Annotated in this window: 17 protein-coding genes; 10 read left to right on the top strand and 7 right to left on the bottom strand. The window is 66.4% G+C overall.

Annotation, left to right across the window (positions count from 1 at the left end):
• Positions 1 to 13: 13 nt before the first annotated feature.
• Entirely contained in the window at positions 14 to 571 is a 558-nt protein-coding gene (locus tag VFA08_05470) for a helix-turn-helix domain-containing protein (GenBank protein ID HYZ13039.1), read from the bottom strand.
• Positions 572 to 697: 126 nt separating this feature from the next.
• Positions 698 to 1,366 (bottom strand): polymer-forming cytoskeletal protein, encoded by a 669-nt coding sequence (locus tag VFA08_05465; protein ID HYZ13038.1) that lies wholly within the window; start codon positions 1,364 to 1,366, stop codon positions 698 to 700.
• 194 nt (positions 1,367 to 1,560) lie between these two features.
• Between VFA08_05465 and VFA08_05460 the strand changes: the two genes are divergently transcribed.
• The gene (locus VFA08_05460; protein HYZ13037.1) at positions 1,561 to 2,778 is read left to right on the top strand and encodes a DUF222 domain-containing protein; all 1,218 of its coding nucleotides are present in this window, start codon (positions 1,561 to 1,563) and stop codon (positions 2,776 to 2,778) included.
• A gap of 57 nt (positions 2,779 to 2,835) precedes the next feature.
• Here the strand turns inward: VFA08_05460 and VFA08_05455 are convergent, their stop codons facing one another.
• Positions 2,836 to 4,758, bottom strand: coding sequence for an ATP-dependent DNA helicase UvrD2 (locus VFA08_05455; GenBank protein ID HYZ13036.1), 1,923 nt, complete (start codon positions 4,756 to 4,758; stop codon positions 2,836 to 2,838).
• Between the two features lie 243 nt (positions 4,759 to 5,001).
• Between VFA08_05455 and VFA08_05450 the strand changes: the two genes are divergently transcribed.
• Positions 5,002 to 5,448 (top strand): hypothetical protein, encoded by a 447-nt coding sequence (locus tag VFA08_05450; GenBank protein ID HYZ13035.1) that lies wholly within the window; start codon positions 5,002 to 5,004, stop codon positions 5,446 to 5,448.
• Between the two features lie 106 nt (positions 5,449 to 5,554).
• Here VFA08_05450 and VFA08_05445 read toward each other — a convergent pair whose 3' ends face one another.
• Both VFA08_05445 and VFA08_05440 read right to left on the bottom strand, forming a co-directional pair.
• Positions 5,555 to 5,734: a hypothetical protein gene (locus VFA08_05445; protein ID HYZ13034.1), complete on the bottom strand. Its 180-nt coding sequence runs from the start codon at positions 5,732 to 5,734 to the stop codon at positions 5,555 to 5,557.
• A gap of 155 nt (positions 5,735 to 5,889) precedes the next feature.
• Positions 5,890 to 6,579: a DUF4386 domain-containing protein gene (locus VFA08_05440; protein HYZ13033.1), complete on the bottom strand. Its 690-nt coding sequence runs from the start codon at positions 6,577 to 6,579 to the stop codon at positions 5,890 to 5,892.
• 426 nt (positions 6,580 to 7,005) lie between these two features.
• Here VFA08_05440 and VFA08_05435 point away from each other — a divergent pair, with 426 nt between their 5' ends.
• The 8 genes from VFA08_05435 (at position 7,006) to VFA08_05400 (ending at position 15,652) form a co-directional block, all read left to right on the top strand.
• The gene (locus tag VFA08_05435) at positions 7,006 to 7,545 is read left to right on the top strand and encodes a hypothetical protein (GenBank protein ID HYZ13032.1); all 540 of its coding nucleotides are present in this window, start codon (positions 7,006 to 7,008) and stop codon (positions 7,543 to 7,545) included.
• Between the two features lie 38 nt (positions 7,546 to 7,583).
• The gene (locus VFA08_05430) at positions 7,584 to 8,189 is read left to right on the top strand and encodes a hypothetical protein (protein ID HYZ13031.1); all 606 of its coding nucleotides are present in this window, start codon (positions 7,584 to 7,586) and stop codon (positions 8,187 to 8,189) included.
• A 16-nt stretch (positions 8,190 to 8,205) separates the two neighbouring features.
• Positions 8,206 to 8,676: a DinB family protein gene (locus VFA08_05425; GenBank protein HYZ13030.1), complete on the top strand. Its 471-nt coding sequence runs from the start codon at positions 8,206 to 8,208 to the stop codon at positions 8,674 to 8,676.
• Positions 8,677 to 8,727: 51 nt separating this feature from the next.
• A complete protein-coding gene (locus tag VFA08_05420) occupies positions 8,728 to 9,768 on the top strand; it encodes a DMT family transporter (GenBank protein ID HYZ13029.1) in 1,041 nt (346 codons plus the stop codon).
• Positions 9,769 to 10,207: 439 nt separating this feature from the next.
• Positions 10,208 to 10,507 carry an STAS domain-containing protein gene (locus VFA08_05415; protein ID HYZ13028.1) on the top strand — a complete coding sequence of 100 codons (300 nt, stop codon included), beginning with the start codon at positions 10,208 to 10,210 and terminating at the stop codon, positions 10,505 to 10,507.
• Positions 10,508 to 10,732: 225 nt separating this feature from the next.
• Positions 10,733 to 11,173 carry a cupredoxin domain-containing protein gene (locus VFA08_05410; protein ID HYZ13027.1) on the top strand — a complete coding sequence of 147 codons (441 nt, stop codon included), beginning with the start codon at positions 10,733 to 10,735 and terminating at the stop codon, positions 11,171 to 11,173.
• Between the two features lie 49 nt (positions 11,174 to 11,222).
• On the top strand, positions 11,223 to 13,520 hold the full coding sequence (locus tag VFA08_05405; GenBank protein ID HYZ13026.1) for an EAL domain-containing protein: 2,298 nt from the start codon (positions 11,223 to 11,225) through the stop codon (positions 13,518 to 13,520).
• A 248-nt stretch (positions 13,521 to 13,768) separates the two neighbouring features.
• Positions 13,769 to 15,652 (top strand): hypothetical protein, encoded by a 1,884-nt coding sequence (locus VFA08_05400; GenBank protein HYZ13025.1) that lies wholly within the window; start codon positions 13,769 to 13,771, stop codon positions 15,650 to 15,652.
• Positions 15,653 to 15,734: 82 nt separating this feature from the next.
• Here VFA08_05400 and VFA08_05395 read toward each other — a convergent pair whose 3' ends face one another.
• Both VFA08_05395 and VFA08_05390 read right to left on the bottom strand, forming a co-directional pair.
• Complete coding sequence (locus VFA08_05395) at positions 15,735 to 18,206, bottom strand: GDSL-type esterase/lipase family protein (protein ID HYZ13024.1); 2,472 nt, start codon at positions 18,204 to 18,206, stop codon at positions 15,735 to 15,737.
• 148 nt (positions 18,207 to 18,354) lie between these two features.
• Positions 18,355 to 18,816 (bottom strand): hypothetical protein, encoded by a 462-nt coding sequence (locus VFA08_05390; GenBank protein HYZ13023.1) that lies wholly within the window; start codon positions 18,814 to 18,816, stop codon positions 18,355 to 18,357.
• Positions 18,817 to 19,288 lie beyond the last annotated feature (472 nt).

Here is a 19,288-nt window from a genome sequence, read left to right as displayed (position 1 = left end):
AGCGTGGTGCGGCTCATCGCTTCTCCTCCATCGGAACCATCAGATCGCGCGCCCACGGCTGGCGGACGCGGTCGAGCTCCATCGCCGCGACGACGTTCATCAACATCCCCGTTTCGAAGAAGCGACGGATGTCCTCGGCCGGCAGGCCCGAGGCATCGGCTACGAAAGTCGCCAGCCGCTTGAAGCCGTCGCGAACGAGCGTGCGAACGTCGGGGTCGTCGCACGCGACGTAGGCCTGGAGCTGCAGGAGGAGGGCCGTTCGGTCCTTGAGGAGCACCGCGTAGGCCTTCCCCATCGCGTGCAGGGCGTCGGTGCCAGAGCGGCCATCAGCCGCCCGCCGGAACGCGTCGAGGGTGGTGTCGAAGCAGCGGTCGACGACCGCCAGGAACAGTTCCTTCTTGGTGCTGAACAGGCGGAACAGGTAGGGCTGGGAGATCCCCACGCGCCGGGCGATGGCCTCGGTGGGCGTGCCGTCCATCCCGCCGCGCGCGAACTCCACCGTCGCCGCGCGCAGGATCTCTTCCCGTCGCTCCTCGGCGGTGAGCCGCGTCCTCGAGGCGCTCGTCGTCATGACGTAGGAAGTTAGCAGTCACTTACTTCACTGTCAAGCCGTTGTCGGTCGATCGCTTTTCGCGTCTAGGCCTCGTTGTCCCGATTCGTCACGACGCCGGGCGACGGCCGGAACGATCCGTGCGCGCTAGGCGGGCCTGGCCTCCATCTCGCGCTTCTGTTGGTCTTGATGTGTGCCCTCTTGGCCCATGAACGAAGTCCCCACGAAGACGGCGCCCTCGGCGATCGCCAGAGTCGATGAGGTGATATCGCCCTCCACGCGGGCGCGGGGGCCGAGTCTCACCGTTCCTCTCGCCATGATCATGCCCTTGACGGCTCCGCCGACTTCGACGTTGTGAGCTCGGATGTCTCCCAGCAGCCGGCTCTCGGCGGGGAGGGAGACATCGGCCTTGGCATTGAGATCGCCCTTGACCTGGCCGGCGAGCGTGATGCTGTCCGCCTGGATGTCGGCTTCGACCCGCCCGCGTGGAGAGAGGGATACTTCCTTCTCAGCGGTGATCTTCCCCTTGACCTCGCCATCCACCCTGAGCGAGCCGGTCGCGACGACCGTCCCCTCGATCCTCGTCCCCGAACCGACGACGGAGACATCCGCGCGATCTCGTCCCTCGTTCATACGAACCTCCTCGACGACAGCCGGCCTATCTTCGACCGTTCGCGTTCCGGGTGCTTCGGCGACGCCTGAGTTGACCTCGGGAGCGCCGAGATCCTCCGGCGCAGCGTGAGCGCGCTCGAAGCGCTCGTCTTGCTCGGGCTCCTCTTGACCGCGACGGTTTCGCGGGTGGCGCCAGCGACCCATGGACACCTCGTGATGATCGCGTCGCTTGTCGATCAGCACCCTATCGGTGTGGACGGCGTGAGGTCGTGCGCTCCCCCGAGCGCTGCGGCCTTCATCCCCTGGACGGCGCGAGTGCGGTTCGACGGCCCAATTCGTTGGCGGTGTGGCTGAGTTCACAGCGTCGCGAACGCGCGTTGCCTATCGTCGGGATTGCCATGAGCACGTTGCGTTCCGTTTGCGACGAACTTCGGATCCGAGACCTTCGCACAGTCTCCGACGACGAGCTGGCTTCGTACCTCGACGATCTCGAGCACACGGACCGATTCGTGGATGCCGAGCGAGCTCGGGCACTCGCCGAGCTCGAGCGCCGAGAAGTCGTTGGGCGCGACGGTCATCTGTCGTTGGGGTCGTGGATGGTGGCACGTCACGGTGTGGCGCCGTCGACCGCGGCCGGTCACGTTCGGATGGCCCGAGCGCTCGAGCAGATGCCGGTAACGGCTGACGCGCTCGCAGGCGGCGAAGTCTCCTCGGCTGCGGTCTCGTTGTTGGCGTCGGCGCAGGAGGCGGCGCCGGAGCACTTCGCGCGGGCCGAAGACGCGCTCGTGGACGCGGCGCGAACGCTTCCCGTGACGCAGCTTCGGAGCACGGTGGCCCGGTGGCGCGAGAACGCCGACTCCGAACGGGCCGCGGAGGACGAGGAGCGCCGGTTCGAGCGACGGCGCCTCCATGTCTCGGCGACGCTGGACGGCATGGTGCGCTTGGACGGCGAGCTCGATCCCCTCACAGGCCAGACCGTGATCACCGCGCTTCGTGCGGTAGAGGATGCGAACGTGCGGTCACGAGAGGGACACCGATCCGGCGAACAGCGCGATCGGAGTGCCGAGCTCGATCCGCGCACGCCCGGCCAGCGCCGAGCCGACGCGCTCGGTGAGATCTGCCGGCAGTGGCTCGACCTCCCTGAGCGTCCTGTGGTTTCCGGTGAGCGCCCACACGTAGTGGTGACGATGGACCTCGCCTCGCTCGAACGGCGTGCCGGCCATCGGGTCGACCTGGAAGACGTCGGACGGATCGACGGCGAGGCCGCGAGGCAGCTCGCGTGTGACGCCACCGTGAGCCGGGTGATCACCGTCGGCAGCTCGCAGCCGCTGGACGTGGGAAGGAAGTCCAAGGTGGTGCCGCCCGCGCTTCGACGGGCGGTCGCGGTTCGTGACGGCGGGTGCGCCTTCCCGAGCTGTGATCGACCTTCGAGCTGGTGCGACGCACATCACGTTCATCATTGGGCGGACGGCGGTCCGACGAGCCTTGACAACCTCGTCCTTCTCTGCCGGCGGCACCACCGGCTCGTGCACCACCGACGGTTCACCGTCGAGATGACGAGCCAGCGACCACGGTTCTTCCGAGCCGATGGGACGGGCCTCGACCGCGGAGGCTGACGAAGAGCAAGACGTCAGGCCGGCGACGAGTCTCAACGGGCCGCTCTCCGGCGTGCGCTATCCGGCCGCGACGATAGCGAGGACCTCGTCCGCGTAGCGCTCGAGCTTCGCCGGTCCGACGCCCGAGATCGCCGCGAGGTCGGCCCAGTCCTTGCATTCGCGCTCGGCGATCTCGGCCAGCGTGCGGTCGTGGAACACCACATAGGCTGGAACGCCGTCGGCATTCGCACGCTTGCGACGCCACTCCTTCAGCCGGTCGAACACCGCGCCGCCCGAACGGACCGTGACAGCCGGTCCGGGCGCGGCGCGAGTCCTCGGCGTGCCCGACGGCGCGAGCTCCATCTCGTCGAGGAACGGGCTCGGGCGGGTCCGGCCGTCGCTCGGCCAGGTGAGGAACAGGTACCGGCGTGCGCGAGTGATGCCGACGTAGAGCAGCCGTCGCTCCTCCTCCGGATCGGCCTTCGCCCGCCCGGAGCGGAACGGGAGCTCGCCGTCGACCAGACGCGGGAGGAACACGGCGTCGAACTCGAGGCCCTTCGCGCGGTGGTACGTGAGCAGGTTCACGCCTCGCCCGGTGTGCTCGGTGGAGAACCGCCGCGCGAGCTCGGCGCCGAACGCCGCGACGTCGCCGTCGGGATGTGCGCGCTCGAACTCGAGGGCAAGCGAGCGCATCCGGCCGAGGTCGGACTGGCGCGTCACCTCCTCGTCCGAATCGGGTGACCCTGACGGGTCGTAGCCGAGTGCGTCCGTGATCGCCTCGACCCACTCGGCCACCGAGCCCGCGCTTGCGCGTTTCAGCCGCTGCAGCACCGAACGCGGTCCGGGCCGTCGCAGGAACGCGCCGTCGCGCACCTGGTACGGGATCCCCGCTGCGGCGAACGCCTCCTCGAAGGGCTCCGAGCGAGCGTTGATTCGGTACAGCACCGCGATCTCCTCGAGCGGCACCGACTCCTCTTTATGGAGTCCCCGTACGGCCTCGACGATGGCGCCGACCTCGGCGTCGTCATCGGGCGCGGCGCGCGCGATCGGCGGGGGTCCGGAGGGCCGATTCGGCCGGAGCGTCTTGCGGAACCCGCCGAGGCGGGTGGCGAGCCGGTTCGCCAGGTCGAGCACCTCCGGCGTGGAGCGGTAGTTCTCCTCGAGCCGGACGACCTTGGCGTGCGGGAACCGGGTCGTGAACCCGAGGAGGTGCGACGGCGACGCGCCGGTGAACGCGTAGATCGTCTGGTAGTCGTCGCCGACAACGCAGAGGTCGTCGCGATCGCCGAGCCAGCGCTCGAGCAGCCCGGCCTGCAGCGGGTTCACGTCCTGGAACTCGTCGACGGTGAACGCCGCGAAGCGCGAGCGGACCTGCTCGATGGCCTCGGGGTGCTCGTCGAACAGACGCAACGCGAGCGCGAGCATGTCCTCGAAGTCCAGCCGGCCCATCGCTCGCTTGCGCCGCTCGTACCCGTCGTAGACGCGGTGCATGAGGTCCGCAGGGATCGGCGGCTCGTGCTCGCCGAGCTCATCGAGGTATCGCGCCGGCGGGATCATCCGGTTCTTCGCCCACTCCATCTCGCCGGCGAGCTCGCGCCGCGGCAGAAACCTGTGCGGCGGCGGGAGCGCGTTCGCCAGCGAGGCGATGAGCGGGGCCTTGTGATCGAGCACCTCGGGCAGCGGATCGCCGGTGTGCGAAGACCACAGCCGCGAAAGCTGCGAGAGCGCGGCCGAGTGGAACGTGCGTGCCTCGACTCCCTCGACGCCGAGAGCTGCGAGGCGCGACCGAAGCTCGCCCGCCGCCTTGTCCGTGAACGTCACCGCGAGGATCTGCGACGGCTCGAACGCGCCGCCGCGAACCTGGCACGCGATGCGATGCGTGATCGTGGTGGTCTTTCCGGTCCCGGCACCGGCCAGGATCGCCACCGGCCCGCGGAGTTCCAGACACGCCTCGCGCTGCGCCTCGTTCAGTCCGGCGAGGACGAACTCGAGATCGGGCACCGGGCCGACGCTAACACTGTCCACGGACGGGCCAGATAGATATCGGCTCGATTTCTCACGCCTGACCTCGCTTAGCCCGAGGCCTCCGGAACGCGAGCGAGGAACCTCTAGGGCGTCGAGGTGGTCGTTGGAGTGATGAGAGGGATTATCGCGCTCATTTCAGCCGCCCTGCTGGCTACGTGTACCTCTGCGTCTGATCCACGACCAGAGGGACCAACAGATGCCACGGAGGTTGCCCCGTTCGTGCGGAACTGCGCCTCGGCCGTCTTCGGCGAGCCCAACATCGAGAACGCCGTCTTGATAGGCCCGCTGATGCTCGTGGGGATTCCTCAGGCGGCCAAACTGCCTTCGCGTGCGTTCAAGCCACACGAAGGTCGCTACTCAGCGATCAAGGTGCTTGCCGTGGTGACGGGTTCCAGCGACGTCTCGGTGACCGTGCCCGCGGGACAGCGTGATTGGGTCTCCCTCCTCTACGACCCGACCGCACGGGCGACACGGAACGGGTTCCTGTTCTCGGCCGGGGATCCGCGAGCGACCTTCAAGACGTGTCCTGGAGGGGAGCCTCAATACAACGGCGGCTTCATCGCAACCAAGCCTGGCTGCGTGAGGCTCGACGTCGAAAACAGGACGTCGTCGGCATCGGGCTGGATCTCTCTGGGGGCCGACCCCTGTCCAACAGACGGGAAGTAGATCCTGTCCTCGCGTCCGGCACAAGGATACGGAACGTCGTCCGCGGATCGACAGGTGCGGCCATACGGAGAGCTGAGCCGGATGGCGAAGGTCTGGCCCAGGTTTATCAGCGTTCAGTTAGCCCGAGCGCCAGGAGGGATAGGGCGAAATCGCCACCGATCCACACCGCCAGGAGCGACGCGTCGATCGAACCTCCAGCCATCGCCGCGAGAGCGATCATCAGGAGGTTGAACGCCACGACCATGCCGATGGCAACGAAGGATCGGAACGTTCGCAGCGCGGTCATGCCTCAAGCCTAGACCTTTCCGCGAATGTGTCTCTCGCCAAACAACATCCCTCGATGTCATCGAGCATGTACTCATAGATGTCTTGGAACTCATGGTGGGAGAAGGCTGCACCGATCTCGGTAACGGTGAGGCTCACGTGATGACTCTCCGAGGATCAGGCCACCAAGGCGATACCCATCGCGAGCAGCCAGACGGACCACGCGATGTAGAGGATCGGGATCGCGGCTCCCGCCAGACCCCATCCCCGCTCCTCGTTGGGGCCGAGGAACTCTGCCGAGCCGACCAACAGTCCGGCGCCGATAACGATCCCGGGCCACGCTAGCCAGCTTGGCAGCGCCGTTCCATCGCCGATGACGGCGACGCCTATCAACACAGACCAGAGGCCCGTGAAGAGGTAGCCGAGATGTTCTCCGACCCCGACCCCGAGGTACCGGTGCAGGGCACGGAAGACCGCCGCCTGCATTTCGCGCTCTTGGGCACTGAGGGTCGGGTCTGTGTAGGCGCGGGCGAGGGCGGGGACGACGTAGACCCACCGCAACAGCCCGAGCATCTGGACGAGACCGGCGAGGACGCCGGCGACCGTTGCCACCGGAACGATCCACCCGAATCCGAGGACCTGCCCGAGCAGCACGGCCCCGGTGATCAGCAGCAATCCCGACAGCATGAACAACCACCAAAGAAGGATCAGCGACGAGCCGCCGGCCCGGAACCGTTCGAGGATCTCGGCCGTCGGTCGGCGCAGGATGTCCGGGTAGTCGAACCGCCTGCCGAGCAGGGCGAAGGTGGCGTTGAACCAGAGCGGCGCGACGATGAGCACGACGCCCGCCGCGCGCTCTACGTTCACCTACTTGCCGTTATGTGTGGACGATGCGGGCCGCGCCTGGACCGGGCGAGATGATGGTTTCACTCCCGTCTCCCCACCTCACCTGGTACCTGACGCTGAACTCGCCCACCGTGACGTTCAGGATTTCGCCCTCGCGGGCCGGGGAGCCCACGTGAGGCGAGTCGATGACGATGAGGTCGCCCGGCCGCGCTCGCGTCGCCCTTGACGCTGGGTCCCTGGACGGCGTCGCGGAATGCCCAGATACCCTTGCCGACGCCTTCCCCGGCGCCTTCGGGACTTTGGCGTTCTTCGCCGTCGCCTTGTTCGAAGGGGTCTTCTTGGCTGGCATGCGGCGCCTCCTGAAGCTAGCTGTCCCCGCCAGACTACGGCCCTTGACACGCAGATGTGCGCGAGCCCAACCGCGTTTGACAAACGCCCAGGACGGGGGTGTATGACTCGCCCCAGGAAGGGAGAGGAGGTTTCTCAATGAGACGGCTAGCCGTGGTTTCGGCGATCCTCGTCGGCACTTTCGTTGTCGCGATACCCGCGCAGGCGAGCCCGCTGATCGAAACGTTCCCCGTCAGCTTCACGCTCTCGTCGGCGACGTGCTCGAATCTGGCGAGCGGGACGACTCTCGTCGGGGAGGGCACGGCAATATCGGTTACGGCCGAGAGAATCAGCCCGAGCGGCGTCGTGACGATCATGAACGCGACGCACATACACGGCACTTCCACGGACCAAGCTGGGAACGTCTATGTGTTCAACTACAGCAACTCGTTCCGAGTCTCGAACACGATTGCCAATCCCGGCGTCTTCACTGGGATGATGACCGACCACTTCTCGAACTCCGGGAGCGGCCCCGCGAAACTGAACAACGGATTCGTCGCCAATATCCAACTCATCCCTACCTTTGTGGCCGTACCGGTTCATTCGTTCGGTGATCCGCTCAGCTTCCCCGATGGAGCCCCTCACTGCGATCCCCTGTAACCACGATGTGAGCGGAGGAGGCCGCGCCGACGAGGGAGGTGGAACCGAGGGCTGAGCTTCCGATAGCCGCACGCCGTTCGGCGAGGCCCGCCGATCGGAGCGCGTCGCAACCGAATCGGATCCTGGAAGGTTGGCCGTTCTGGTTCTTCGTCGGCGTGGTGACGGTCCAGAGCGTTCACATGTTCGAGCACGTCCTGCAACTGATTCAGGTCACGGTTTGGAACGTCCCCGACGACGAGGCCCTCGGCCTCCTCGGCTATGTCTTCCAGCTCCAGGGCACCGAGGAGTGGCTGCACCTGTTCTTCAACGTCGCCCTCCTCATCTCACTGTGGATCCTGCTGGGACCGATCCGAGCGGCGAGCCCATCCATCGTCCCGAGATGGGCGTACCTCGTATACGTCGTTGGGGCGGTTGGCCTGGAGACATGGCACGAGATCGAGCATGTCGTGATCATCTCCAGAGTGTTGATCAACGACGGGTGTCCCTGCCCCGGGATCGGCGACGCCGCTCTCGGCGTAACGGACACCGTGCTGCACTTCGCGTACAACGCCGTGGTGACCTCGGCGATCCTGGTGCCGTTCTGGTTCGTCGTTCGCAGCCGACTGGAGAATCGTCAGACCACACCATCAGCGGCGGCCGGATAGTGGGGGGAGGATCGCGATGGAACAGGGCATGCGCGTCAAGTTGGTCGAGCGCTACAAGGAAGGGACTCGCGTCTTTTCGGAGGCGATTGAGGGGATCACCGACAGAGAGCTCGACACGCGCCCGGGGCCCGATGAGTGGTCGGCTCGGGAGGTAGTCCATCACATGGCGGACAGCGAGATGACGGCGGCGATCCGGCTGCGTCGCCTGATCGCCGAAGACGCGCCGACGATTCAGGGCTACGAACAAGAGGAGTACGCGCAACGCCTCTTCTACAGTGAGCGCCCGATCGATGCGTCGGTCGAGGCGGTCGCCGCGGCGCGGCAGACGACGGCCGACATCCTCGACAGACTCGACGAAGACCAGTGGGCGCGGCGTGGGACGCACACGGAGAGCGGCGCGTATGGCGTGGAGACGTGGCTGGAGATCTATGCCGACCATGCCCACGACCACGCGGATCAGATCCGCCGAGCCCGGGGGGTCGGTTGACCTTCGTTGACGGCACGTACCCGACAACCGCGCGGCTGAGGTAGTCGAGCGATCGACACCACCAAGCCACGAGGCCTCCGCGCGACGCGCCTCGGGGTCGGCGCGGTCGGCGTCGCCGTCGTGGCCTGGGCCCTGTCGAACGTCATCGTCAAGATCGCGCAGGTACCCGCGCTGGAGCTCGCGTTCTGGCGATTGTGGATGGGGTCGGTCGTGATGCTCGCGATCTCCGCCCTGGCCCGTCGTCGCTTGCCGTGGTCGGCGATCCGGTCCTCCGCCCCGGCCGGCGTCCTTTTCGGCATCACCATCGTGCTGTTCTTCGCCGCGTTGAAGCGGACGAACGTGGCCGACGTGCTGGTCATCGGAGCGCTCCAGCCCGCCCTCGTCGTGCTCGTGGCCGGACGCTTGTTCGGCGAGCGCGTCGCGCGCGATGAACTTCTCTTCTTCGCCGGTTCGATCGTCGGCATCGTCATGTTCGTTCTCGGGTCTAGCGAGACACCGTCGTGGAGCTTGGAGGGAGATCTCCTTGCGGTCGGCGCACTCGTGGTGTTCACCGGCTACTTCCTTCTGTCGAAGCGGGTTCGGGAGCGGATCCAGGCCGTGGAGTACATGACGACGGTCACGGTGGTCGGCGCGATCGTCGTGACTCCGGCGGTGTTCGTGTCCGGAACTGAGCTGGGCGGTCTCCGAGTTCAGGATTGGCTGTGGCTGGTGTTGTTCCTGGCCGCCGCGCAGGGCAGCCACCTGTTGGTCGCGTGGGCCCACCGACAGGTGGACGCGACCGTGTCCTCGCTGATCCTGTTGGGCGAGACGCCGATCACCGCCGCGTCCGCGTTCGTCTTCCTCGGTGAGCCGGTGACGTGGTTGATGGTCGTGGGGGGTGCCATCGCGCTCGGGAGCCTGGGCATGATCGTTTGGCGAGCCACGCGGGCAGGTCAGGGACAGTATGCCCCCGGAGGCGGGCGTTACGGGCAGCTATTGATAACGCGGGGATTGCTGTTCACGGTGCCTCATCGATCTCCGTTCCGATCTCGAACCAGACGGCCTTCTCGCCGTCCAGCGAGAGCCCCCATCTGTTCGCGAGTTGATCGATGAGCATGAGTCCGAAGTGGGGAGTCTTAGGGTCGAAGGTCGCCCGCTCGAAGTCGAAGCGCCGGCCGCCGTCGATCACGACAGCTCTCGCCTTGGCATCGCCCACATCGAGTTGGAGCACGATCCCACCGTTCGGCTCAGGCGGCGCGTGTCTGATCGAGTTCGAGACCAGCTCGGAGACCATCAAGACGAAGTTGTCGCGCTCGATCGGCTGTAGGCTGTCCGTGACAGCGTCGCTTGCGATGGACCGCGCCAGTGGCACCGAGTCTCTGTCGTGCGGCAATCGGTGCTCAGACACGATGCAGACACGTACCTTTCGGCGGCCGACACGCAGACCCTTCCCGTCGTCGGAGGCACGAAACCCGAACGCGATTAGTTCGTTCGGCCCTTGTCAACAGAGCCCACCGGCCGCACGATCGACATCGTAGGAAAGGGAGGGGACATGGAGGGCTTCACCGCTACCTGGCAAGACGGAGTCCTTCGCCTCTCCGGCGAGCTCGATCTCGCCACCGACGCGAGTCTCCTTACCGCCTTCCGGAGCGCGTCCAACGGCGCGTCGGATGTGATCCTCGATCTGTCGGAGCTGCAGTTCATCGACAGCACGGGAATCCGGGCGTTCGTGACGATTGCGAAGGAGGCGTCGCCTCGCGGTCTCGTCCTTCGATCTCCGCGGCGCGCTGTTCGGAAGGTGATCGATCTCACGCGCCTGGAGGACTCGGCGGGCGTGCGGGTGGACGACTAGACCGTTCAGACCCACGGTAGGACGGTCACACCCAGCGTTCCCCGAGCTCTCATTGGTCGCGCTCCCCCATCGGGCGATCCAAAAAAGGTGATCGTCCTGGGTCGCCGAGGAGAGACCAACCCCCAAATGAGGTAGGGGTTCCTGAGCTCCCACGCCCCGGTTCTCAAGCGGACGACAAGACCCACCGATTTCCCTACGAACGGATCAGAGGCCGGAGGGGCTCGCGTGCGCTGGAACACGATCGCCAGGAACGCGTGCCTGTGCGCGGGTCTGGCGCTCTCGCTCGCCGCGTGCGGCCCGACTGAGCCTGGAGCGTCTGGTTCGGTCTTCGACGTCACCATCAAGGACTTCAAGGTCCGGCCCTCGAGACCGACGGCGCCGGCCGGGACGGTGACGCTGAGCGTCTCGAACATCGGTCCCACCACGCACGAGTTCGTCGTGGTCCGAACCGGCCTCCCGGACGGCGAGCTGCCCATCGGTGCGGACGGGCTGAGCGTCGACGAGGACCGACTCGACGATGTCGACGAGATCGAGGTCGTCGAGGACGGCTCAACGGAGCAGGTCACGATTCGGCTAGATCCCGGACGCTACGTCTTCTTCTGCAACTTCGAGGGGCACTACCTCGCGGGGATGCACGCCGCGGTACGGGCGGTCGGCGATGCCTGACGCCCGCCCTAAAACAAGGATGCCGGGCGACCTGCGGACCGATCGGCGGGTGCGCAGGACCCTGGCCGCATACCTCGCCATCGTCACGGCGATCGTCACGTACACGACGATCTCGATCGCGAACGAGCAAGGCTCGGCGCTCGTCGTGAACATCGCCGCGCGTCAGCGCGCGCTCGCCAACCGCTACGTCAGCGACGTGCTGTTGGTGACGAGTGGCATGAAAGCCGATCCGGCCGAGGCCGCCGAGGAGCTTCGCGAGAACGCGACGCTGCTCCTGACGGGCGGCACCGGCATCTCCGTCCACGGCGCCAACGCGGAGATCAGCATCAGGCCCGTGAGCAATCCGAGCGTTGTGGCCAAGCTCAAGCAAGACAGGCGCCTGATCGAGCGGCTGATCACCGTCGGCGAGGACCTGATGGCGCACGACCCCGGCGACCCCGCGTTCGACGAGACCCTGCTCGAGCTCCGAGTGGCCGGCGCGCTCGTAACGACGGTCTCCAACGACGCGGTCGGAAGGATGACCGGCGACACCGAGGCGAGGTTCCGGCGTCTGGTCTTGGTCGCGCTCGCGCTCGGGGCCCTCGGCGCCATCTCCGCGGTGTGGATGGGCCTATCGATGCGCCGAGCGGGGATCCGGCATGCATCCACGTTCCAGTCGCTCGTTCACAACGCCTCCGACATGATCACGCTCGTCGACGAGCGCGGAGCGATCGCGTACCAGAGTCCGTCGTCCAAGCCGATCGTCGGCACCGGCGGTGAGGCGCTTCTGGGGTCGACGTTTCGAGACCTCGTGCATCGAGACGACCGCGCGTTCTTCGACAGCCTCGTGGCGAACGCGACCGCCCAACCGGACGCGGTCGTGGAAGGTCAGTTCCGGCTTCGTCATGCCGACGGCTCGATAAGGCATGTGGACGCGATCATCAGCAATCTCACCACCGATCCGGCGGTCGCCGGTCTGGTCTTCAACACGCGCGACGTCACCGACCGGTACCGGCTGGAGAAGGAGCTCGAGCAGCGGGCGTTCTACGACTCCCTGACCGGCATGCCGAACCGCGCAGTGTTCCGCGACCGCCTCGAGCACGCGTTGGCGCGCGCGGGACGCGACAGAAGCCAGATCGCCGTCCTGCTGCTCGACCTGGACGGGTTCAAGGTCGTGAACGACAGCATGGGGCACGACGCGGGCGACGAGCTCCTCGTCGCGGTGGGGCGCCGGATCTCGGCAACCTGCCGCGTGAGTGACACCGTCTCCCGACTGGGCGGCGATGAGTTCGCCATCCTTCTCGAGGACGCGGTCTCCGAGGTCTCGGCGGTCCAGCTCGCGGGGCGGCTTCAGGAGCGCCTCGCCGCTGCGTTCGACATCCGGAGCAGGGAGGTCTTCGTCGGGGCGAGCATCGGGGTCGCGCTCGTAGACGACGCCTCCGTCGGTCCCGAGGATCTCGTCCGGAACGCGGACACCGCGATGTACGCGGCGAAGACCGCGGGCAAGGGCCGCTACGCGGTGTTCCAGCCGGAGATGCACGAGCGCACCGTGGAGTTCTTCGAGATTCAGGCGGACCTGAAGCGAGCGATCGATCGAAGGGAGTTCGCACTTGACTACCAGCCGATCGTGGACCTCCAAACCGAACAGATCTGCGGCGTCGAGGCGCTCGTCCGGTGGGACCACCCGAAGCGGGGGCTCGTCATGCCCGGAACGTTCATCTCCGTCGCCGAGGAGACCGGGATCATCGGGCAGCTCGGCGTGTGGGTTCTGGGCGAGGCGTGTCGCCAGGCGGCGGCGTGGCGCGAATCCGTCCCCGGGGCCTCGGGGCTCACGGTGAACGTCAACCTCTCGACGCGCCAGCTGCTCGAGGCCGATCTCGTCGTTCGTGTCGCCGAGGTCCTGCGCGAATCGGGGCTCGACACGGCAGCCCTCACCCTGGAGATGACGGAGGGGGCGTTGATGCAGGATCCCGGATCGACCGCGGAGAAGCTACGAGCGCTGAAGCAACTCGGAATCGAGATCGCCCTGGACGACTTCGGCACCGGATCGTCCTCGCTTGCGCATCTTCGTCAGTTTCCGATCGACGTGCTGAAGATCGACAAGTCGTTCGTCGACGGCGTTGCGACGGAGGACAGCGACGCGGCCGCGCTCGTTCGGGCAATCGTCGAGCTCGCGCGGACGCTGCGCCTGGGCACGGTGGCCGAGGGCGTCGAGGCACCAGAGCAGGTCACGGCGCTTCGACGGGCGAACTGCGAACGGGCCCAGGGCTACCTGTTCGGGCGGCCGATCCCACCCGACAAGCTCGAGGCGATGCTGCGTGACGAGGCGATCAGACGTAGCGATCAAGCGATTCGATCGCTCCGGTGAGGTAGCGCCGAGCGGCCCGAGCCCTCCTCAAACTACAAGTCGTCGGGTGCCGAGGCCGATCAGCAGGCCGCCGAAGAACAGGAGCAACGCCGGCACCGTCGCCGATCTGCCCGCCTCGATCAACCGGTCCCGGATCCACGAGTCGGGGTCCTGTGGACACGCGACGGATTTGTGGCGGCCGCTGCCGGGAGCATATGGTCGAGGAGAGACAACCGAACTCGTACCCGCCTGACCCAGGAGGTGGTGGTATGCGCGTTGTCCGGTCCTCCCTTCCGGCGGCCGTCTTCGCCCTCATCGTGGTCGCGAGCGTCGCCGCCCCGGCTGCGGGCGGCGGCCCGGACGAACCGAAGGGCTTCAGGGCGCACGAGTCGAAGCAGTTCGCCGCCGGTCCTCCGTCGCAGCTCGTGGCCGACAACTTCGACGTCCTTGGACACGTGAACCTCGGGGGTGGATCACCCAACGGCGACGTCTTCTTCTTCGACCACGGCGGCGACGTCGGGAAGTTCGCCTACGTGGGCACGTGGAGCTCTCCGTGCCCAGGCGGCGGAATCAAGATCATCGACGTGAACGACCCCACCCGGCCCAAGGTGGTCGCCCGCGCCGGCGGGCGGACCGGCATCTCCAACGAGGACGTGGTGGTGAGGCGGATCGGGAGCATGGCCGTCCTCGGGATCGGCGTCCAGCTCTGCAAACCCCAGGGTGGCAGCGGCGGCCTCCAGTTGTTCGACGTCACCGACCCTACGAATCCACAGGCCCTCAGCTTCCTCCCGGTCCCCGGCGGAGGCGTGCACGAGCTCGACATGGTCACACGCACCGACGGGACGTCGCTCGCGCTCCTGGCCGTACCGTTCACCGAGTTCGACAACACGTACTTCGGCGCGGACTCGGGGGGTGAGTTCCGCATTGCCGACATCACCAACCCGTCGGCGCCGGTCGAGCTCGCCGATTGGGGCGCGATCGCGGACAGCACGCTGAGGAACTTCGGCGGCGGGCAGGAGGTCACGAGCTCGTTCCAGGGTCTCGGGTATTTCGCCGCTCACTATGCCCACAGCGTCCGGGCCGCCGATGGCGGGATGACGGCCTACGTGTCGTACTGGGACAGCGGCGTCCTGAAGTTCGATATCTCCGATCCGACAACCCCGGAGTTACTCGCGCGGACGCAGTACGGCGTGAGGGACGACGGGGACGCGCACTCCATGACCCCGTATGACGTCGGCGGCACGCGGTACATCCTCCAGAACGACGAGGACTTCGACTCCTTGTCGCCGATGGTGGCCACGAGCAGCGCGACGGGAGCCACGGAGTACTCGGGGATCGAGGAGCCCTGGGCTCCGACGCTGCTCTCCGAGATCGGGGCAGTGAGCGGGACGATCCACGACGCGAACGACGGGTGCGAGTCTTCGGACTTCACCGGCGCAACAGGCGACATCGCGCTGGTGAACACGGTCGATCCCTTCTACGTCGACATCATCCCGGGATGGACGCGCCCGTGCACGATCGGCAGCCAGGTCCTGCGCGCGGCCGAGGCCGGCGCCGACGGAGTGCTGTTCAACCTGATCAGCCCCGACGACGCGTACCCGTACTTCGAGGGGAGCGCGAAAGCCGTACAGCAGGCGGCCGGAGGGATGGCCATCGTCCAGGTGTCGGACATCGACGGCATGGCTGCTGCCATCCGGACGGTGACCGGTCCGGTCACGGTGACGCTCGATCCGAGCCCGCCGACATGGGGCTTCATCCGCGTGTTCAGCGAAGCATCGTCGAGCGACCTCAACGGGGACGGGGTCCCCGAGTACGCGCAGGTCGGCTCCTTCGACGACGTCGATCACACGAGCGGCGAGCTTTTCACGCCGCCGGGGTCCTGGTCGGTCCACAACACAGAGGTCAACGGGGATCACGCCTACTCGTCGTGGTACAGCAATGGGATCGTGGCGCTGGACCTGACCAACCCGGCGGCACCCACCCTGGTCGGACAGTTCGTGCCGCCGACGAACGATCGGTTCGCCGGATCGCTGGGCCACGGTCCTGCCGAGGTGTGGGGTGTGGCGATCGACTCGGACACCGGGATCGTCTACGCGAGCGACATGCGTACCGGACTGTGGATCGTCGAGCCGACCGGACCTGCCGCTGCTTGACGCGGAGACAACGGGGACGAACCGAGGGCGGCCAAACCGCCGCCCTCGTCGTCACGGGCGATTCGTCGCGACGAGCCCCTCCTCAAACTACAAGTCGTCGGGTGCCGAGGCCGATCAGCAGGCCCCCGAAGAACAGGAGCAAGGCCGGCACCGCCGCCGATCTGCCCGCCTCGATCAACCGGTCCCGGATCCACGAGTCGGGATCTTTCGGACACGTGGGGTTCTTGTCGCAGAACTCGACGATCCGTCGTTGCCACGAGCCTCCGGGATGCCCGTAGATGAACTCCTGAGTCCATCCGTTGATCGGAGCTTCGGGGTGGATCCTGATTCCATCGTCCGTAACTCTGACCACGTCATCGTCGCCCACGTCATGCGGCCAGGTGCGCCAAACGCCATCGCGGTCCGTATAGCAGATCAAGTCATCCGCCGATGTGTTCAGCGCGAACGATGTGGCGTCGCTCTGCAACGGAATGATCGTCGCGAACACCGACAGCTCGTTCACTGGACAGTCGAGGGTCTGCGGGAGATCCGCGGTGTCGTCGAGAACGGTACCCACGGTCCTGACTTGGCGCAGAGCGAACTCGGCGTCCGGGTCCGGTTCTGGGTTAGCCCGTCCACCGGAGGCGACCCTCGCCAGAAGAGACTCGAGCCACGGTTGGAGCGCGTTCGCCAGTGCGACGTGCCCACCTACATTCGGATGGAACGTGCCGTGAACCCAGTTCGCTGGGTTGATGCGATCGACGAAGCTTCCCTGGATCGGCTGGAAGTTGAAGAAGTTCATCGCCGTGTCGTCTGGTGAGCCGCGGCAGATCTCCCGCTCTCTGAATGCGAAGACCCCTCGCTCGAAGAAGTTGACACCCGCCGCCTCAGCAGCCCATCGGATCCTGTCATCAAGGACCGTGATCAGCTCGACCAGGAACGCGTGCTCCCTAGGGCCGAGAGCGGACCAGTCACAGCTGGATTCCGTGAGGACGAGCGGGTATGGAACCGCGACGATCGGGGTCGATTCACCGACCCTGGCCCGTATCTTCTCGAAGGTCTTTCGCACGTCACGACCGATGTGCGCCGCCTCCGTGAGCCAGTGATCACGGAAATCGGTGCACGATCCCGGGGATACGCACGCGATGCCGATTTCGCCGAAGAGCGCGTCGTTTCCCCCGATGCTGACGAGCACCAGATCGGTGGCCGGGTAGTAGGTCAGGTTGTCCAGCTGTGGCTTCCCACCGGCCACGTCGGGGGGTGAAATGGGCATCTGCGGTTTCGCATGGATCTCACTGGTCTTCGCGCCAGAACAAGCGAAGAAGTCGAGGCCCATGCCCAGCCGCTCCGCAAGGAGGTACGGATACGCGGTGGACGCTCGGCGGCACTGATTCACGCCCTTGACACTGGTGCCGGGAAAGAACGCGGTTGATCCCTCTCCGGACATGTAGGAGTCGCCGAGCGCGAGAATTCGGCTGGGCGCCTCAGGATTTGGATCTTGGTGCGCAAGGTCGACCCGATCGGTCAGGGACCAGACGAGGATGAACGCGCCGACCACGGCGAGAACGAACACGCCACCGCGCCACGGAACGAGGCCGGCGATGATTGCGAGGAGTCCCGCCGCGATCCATCGGAGATAGGAGGGCTCGTGCACCGGCCAGGCGAGCAGTCCCATGCTCAAAACGAGCACGCCGGCCGGTACGAGGACGGGGCCTTGCAGCCACCGAGGACGAAGGCGCAGGACGCCAACGCTCAGGGGCGCGAGACCCAGCACGATGAGAAGTACTCCCACGACCACGGGAGCGAGCGTCGAGGTCGCCGCGCCGGCGAGGAGAGCGGCAACGCCGACACCGGTCGCTATGAGACCCCAGATCACGCACCGCGTCGCGGTGTCCGTGTCCTTCGCACCGAACGGACCGATCCCTATGTGAAACAGACCGATGCCCACACCTACGAACACCGCGGGCAACGCCCAATCGACACCGATTGGACGGGGAACGGCCCACGCGGTCGTAACCGCGCCGAGAGCGACAAGCGTGAGGCCGGAGAAGACCCATCGCTCCGGGTGGCGCTTCGCCCACGACAGCAAAGCGACTCCGAAGTTGAGCAACCCGATCGTTGCGGTCGTAACGCCCGCTACTCCCAAGATGAGAGCTTGACGGTCGTATGCCCAAGCGGCCAAGAATGAACCGCTCGAAACGAGCGCGATCCCCACGACAAGCGTGAGCCATCGGCGCTTCGTGTTGATGCACCAACCATCCAGGGCGATGCCGGCGAGCGCGAGCCCGACGGCGCAGATGGCCACACCGGCGAGCCATAGCTGATACGAAGCGTCGATCGTTGCAAACCACATCAGGGCCGCGCCGATCGGAATTGCGATCAGCGCGGCCAGGTATCGACTGAACGGCAGCCCACGAGGAGCGAGAGAGTCGATGGCGATCGTGTCCGCCGATGGCTCGGCGATGCCGTCGCCGGCTGTCACGTCGACCGTTGCGTCGACCGTCGCGTCGGCCTTTGTGTCGATCCTCGCGTCGACCTTCGTGTCGACCGCTGCCCCGTGCCGTCTGTGTGACATTCGCGTCAGACCGTATCCTTCGTGCGTTCGGCAAGCACGCACCTAGCATCCGCATCTGCGGTGCGGTTTTGCGTTCGATCGTGGGACGTCGTTCCCTAGCGGGTCAATCGGCCCATCGTGCTACGAAGCGAGGCCAGCGGATGGCGAACTAGCTGAATGGCTTTGCGACCATCACGTAGATGAGCGCAAGCCACACCACGCCGTCGAACGCATTCACCCACCGACCGCTCGGCGCCTCAACCAGGGCTCGGAGCTCACTGGATGCCTGGTCGTCGGGGCTCGCCTCCGCCGCCGCCTTCAGCTTCGTTGCTTGGGGGGCGTGGTACGTGAACGCGGTCAGCAAGATGATCGCTGCTAGCACATACCCGATCACCAACCAGGTCGCGGTGAGGTCGAGATCGCCGCTGATCGCGGTGATGAACCCGAACACGATGCCCAGCAGGAAGATCCCGCCGCCGACCGGCGCGAAGCGGTCCTCGATCGCCAACACGCGGCGCAGCGCGCGAACGTCACCCGAGCGCGCGACCAATCCGGAAAGCATCCCCTGGCCGACGAAGATCGACACGGCCGCGAACATCGAGGCGATGTGAAGGAACTTCCAGAACGTCACGAGGCCATCACGTTCTGCATCCTAACTCCACTGATTGGCCGCGATCCCGAAGAATGGGCTCGTTCACGTGAGCGGCGAGCTCGCCGATGAGATCGCCCGACATCGAGCGCGGACTGACGGCATTGTCGTGCGCTCCCCCGCGCGTTGCGATATCCATCCCCCTTTGTCGCGGGTCATGGGTTGACGGGCCCAATTCGTTGGCGGTGTGACGGAGTTCACAGCGCTGCGAACGCGCGTTGCCTATCGTCAGTTCTTGATGAGCACGTTGCGTTCGATGTGCGATGAACTTCGGATCCGCGACCTTGGTGCTGTCTCAGACGACGAGTTGGCCTCGTACCTCGACGATCTGGAGCACACGGACCGGTTCGTGGATGCCGAGCGAGCTCGGGCGCTCGCCGAGCTCGAACGCCGAGAGGTAGTCGGGCGCGACGGTCATCTGTCGGTGGCGTCGTGGATGGTGGCTCGTCACGGC

It is taken from the genome of Actinomycetota bacterium, from assembly GCA_035640355.1.
Classification (GTDB): Bacteria; Actinomycetota; UBA4738; order UBA4738; family HRBIN12; genus CALGFI01.
Note: the sequence above shows the minus strand (reverse complement) of the source record. Positions and strands in the feature narration are given on the sequence as shown.

Bases quoted from the DNA above. Each gene is read 5' to 3' on its own strand.
- VFA08_05445 (HYZ13034.1), bottom strand. From the start codon at position 5,734: ATGACCGCGCTGCGAACGTTCCGATCCTTCGTTGCCATCGGCATGGTC.
- VFA08_05460 (HYZ13037.1), top strand. From the start codon at position 1,561: ATGAGCACGTTGCGTTCCGTTTGCGACGAACTTCGGATCCGAGACCTT.
- VFA08_05470 (HYZ13039.1), bottom strand. From the start codon at position 571: ATGACGACGAGCGCCTCGAGGACGCGGCTCACCGCCGAGGAGCGACGG.
- VFA08_05465 (HYZ13038.1), bottom strand. From the start codon at position 1,366: ATGGGTCGCTGGCGCCACCCGCGAAACCGTCGCGGTCAAGAGGAGCCC.
- VFA08_05400 (HYZ13025.1), top strand. From the start codon at position 13,769: ATGCGCGTTGTCCGGTCCTCCCTTCCGGCGGCCGTCTTCGCCCTCATC.
- VFA08_05425 (HYZ13030.1), top strand. From the start codon at position 8,206: ATGGAACAGGGCATGCGCGTCAAGTTGGTCGAGCGCTACAAGGAAGGG.
- VFA08_05395 (HYZ13024.1), bottom strand. From the start codon at position 18,206: ATGTCACACAGACGGCACGGGGCAGCGGTCGACACGAAGGTCGACGCG.
- VFA08_05415 (HYZ13028.1), top strand. From the start codon at position 10,208: ATGGAGGGCTTCACCGCTACCTGGCAAGACGGAGTCCTTCGCCTCTCC.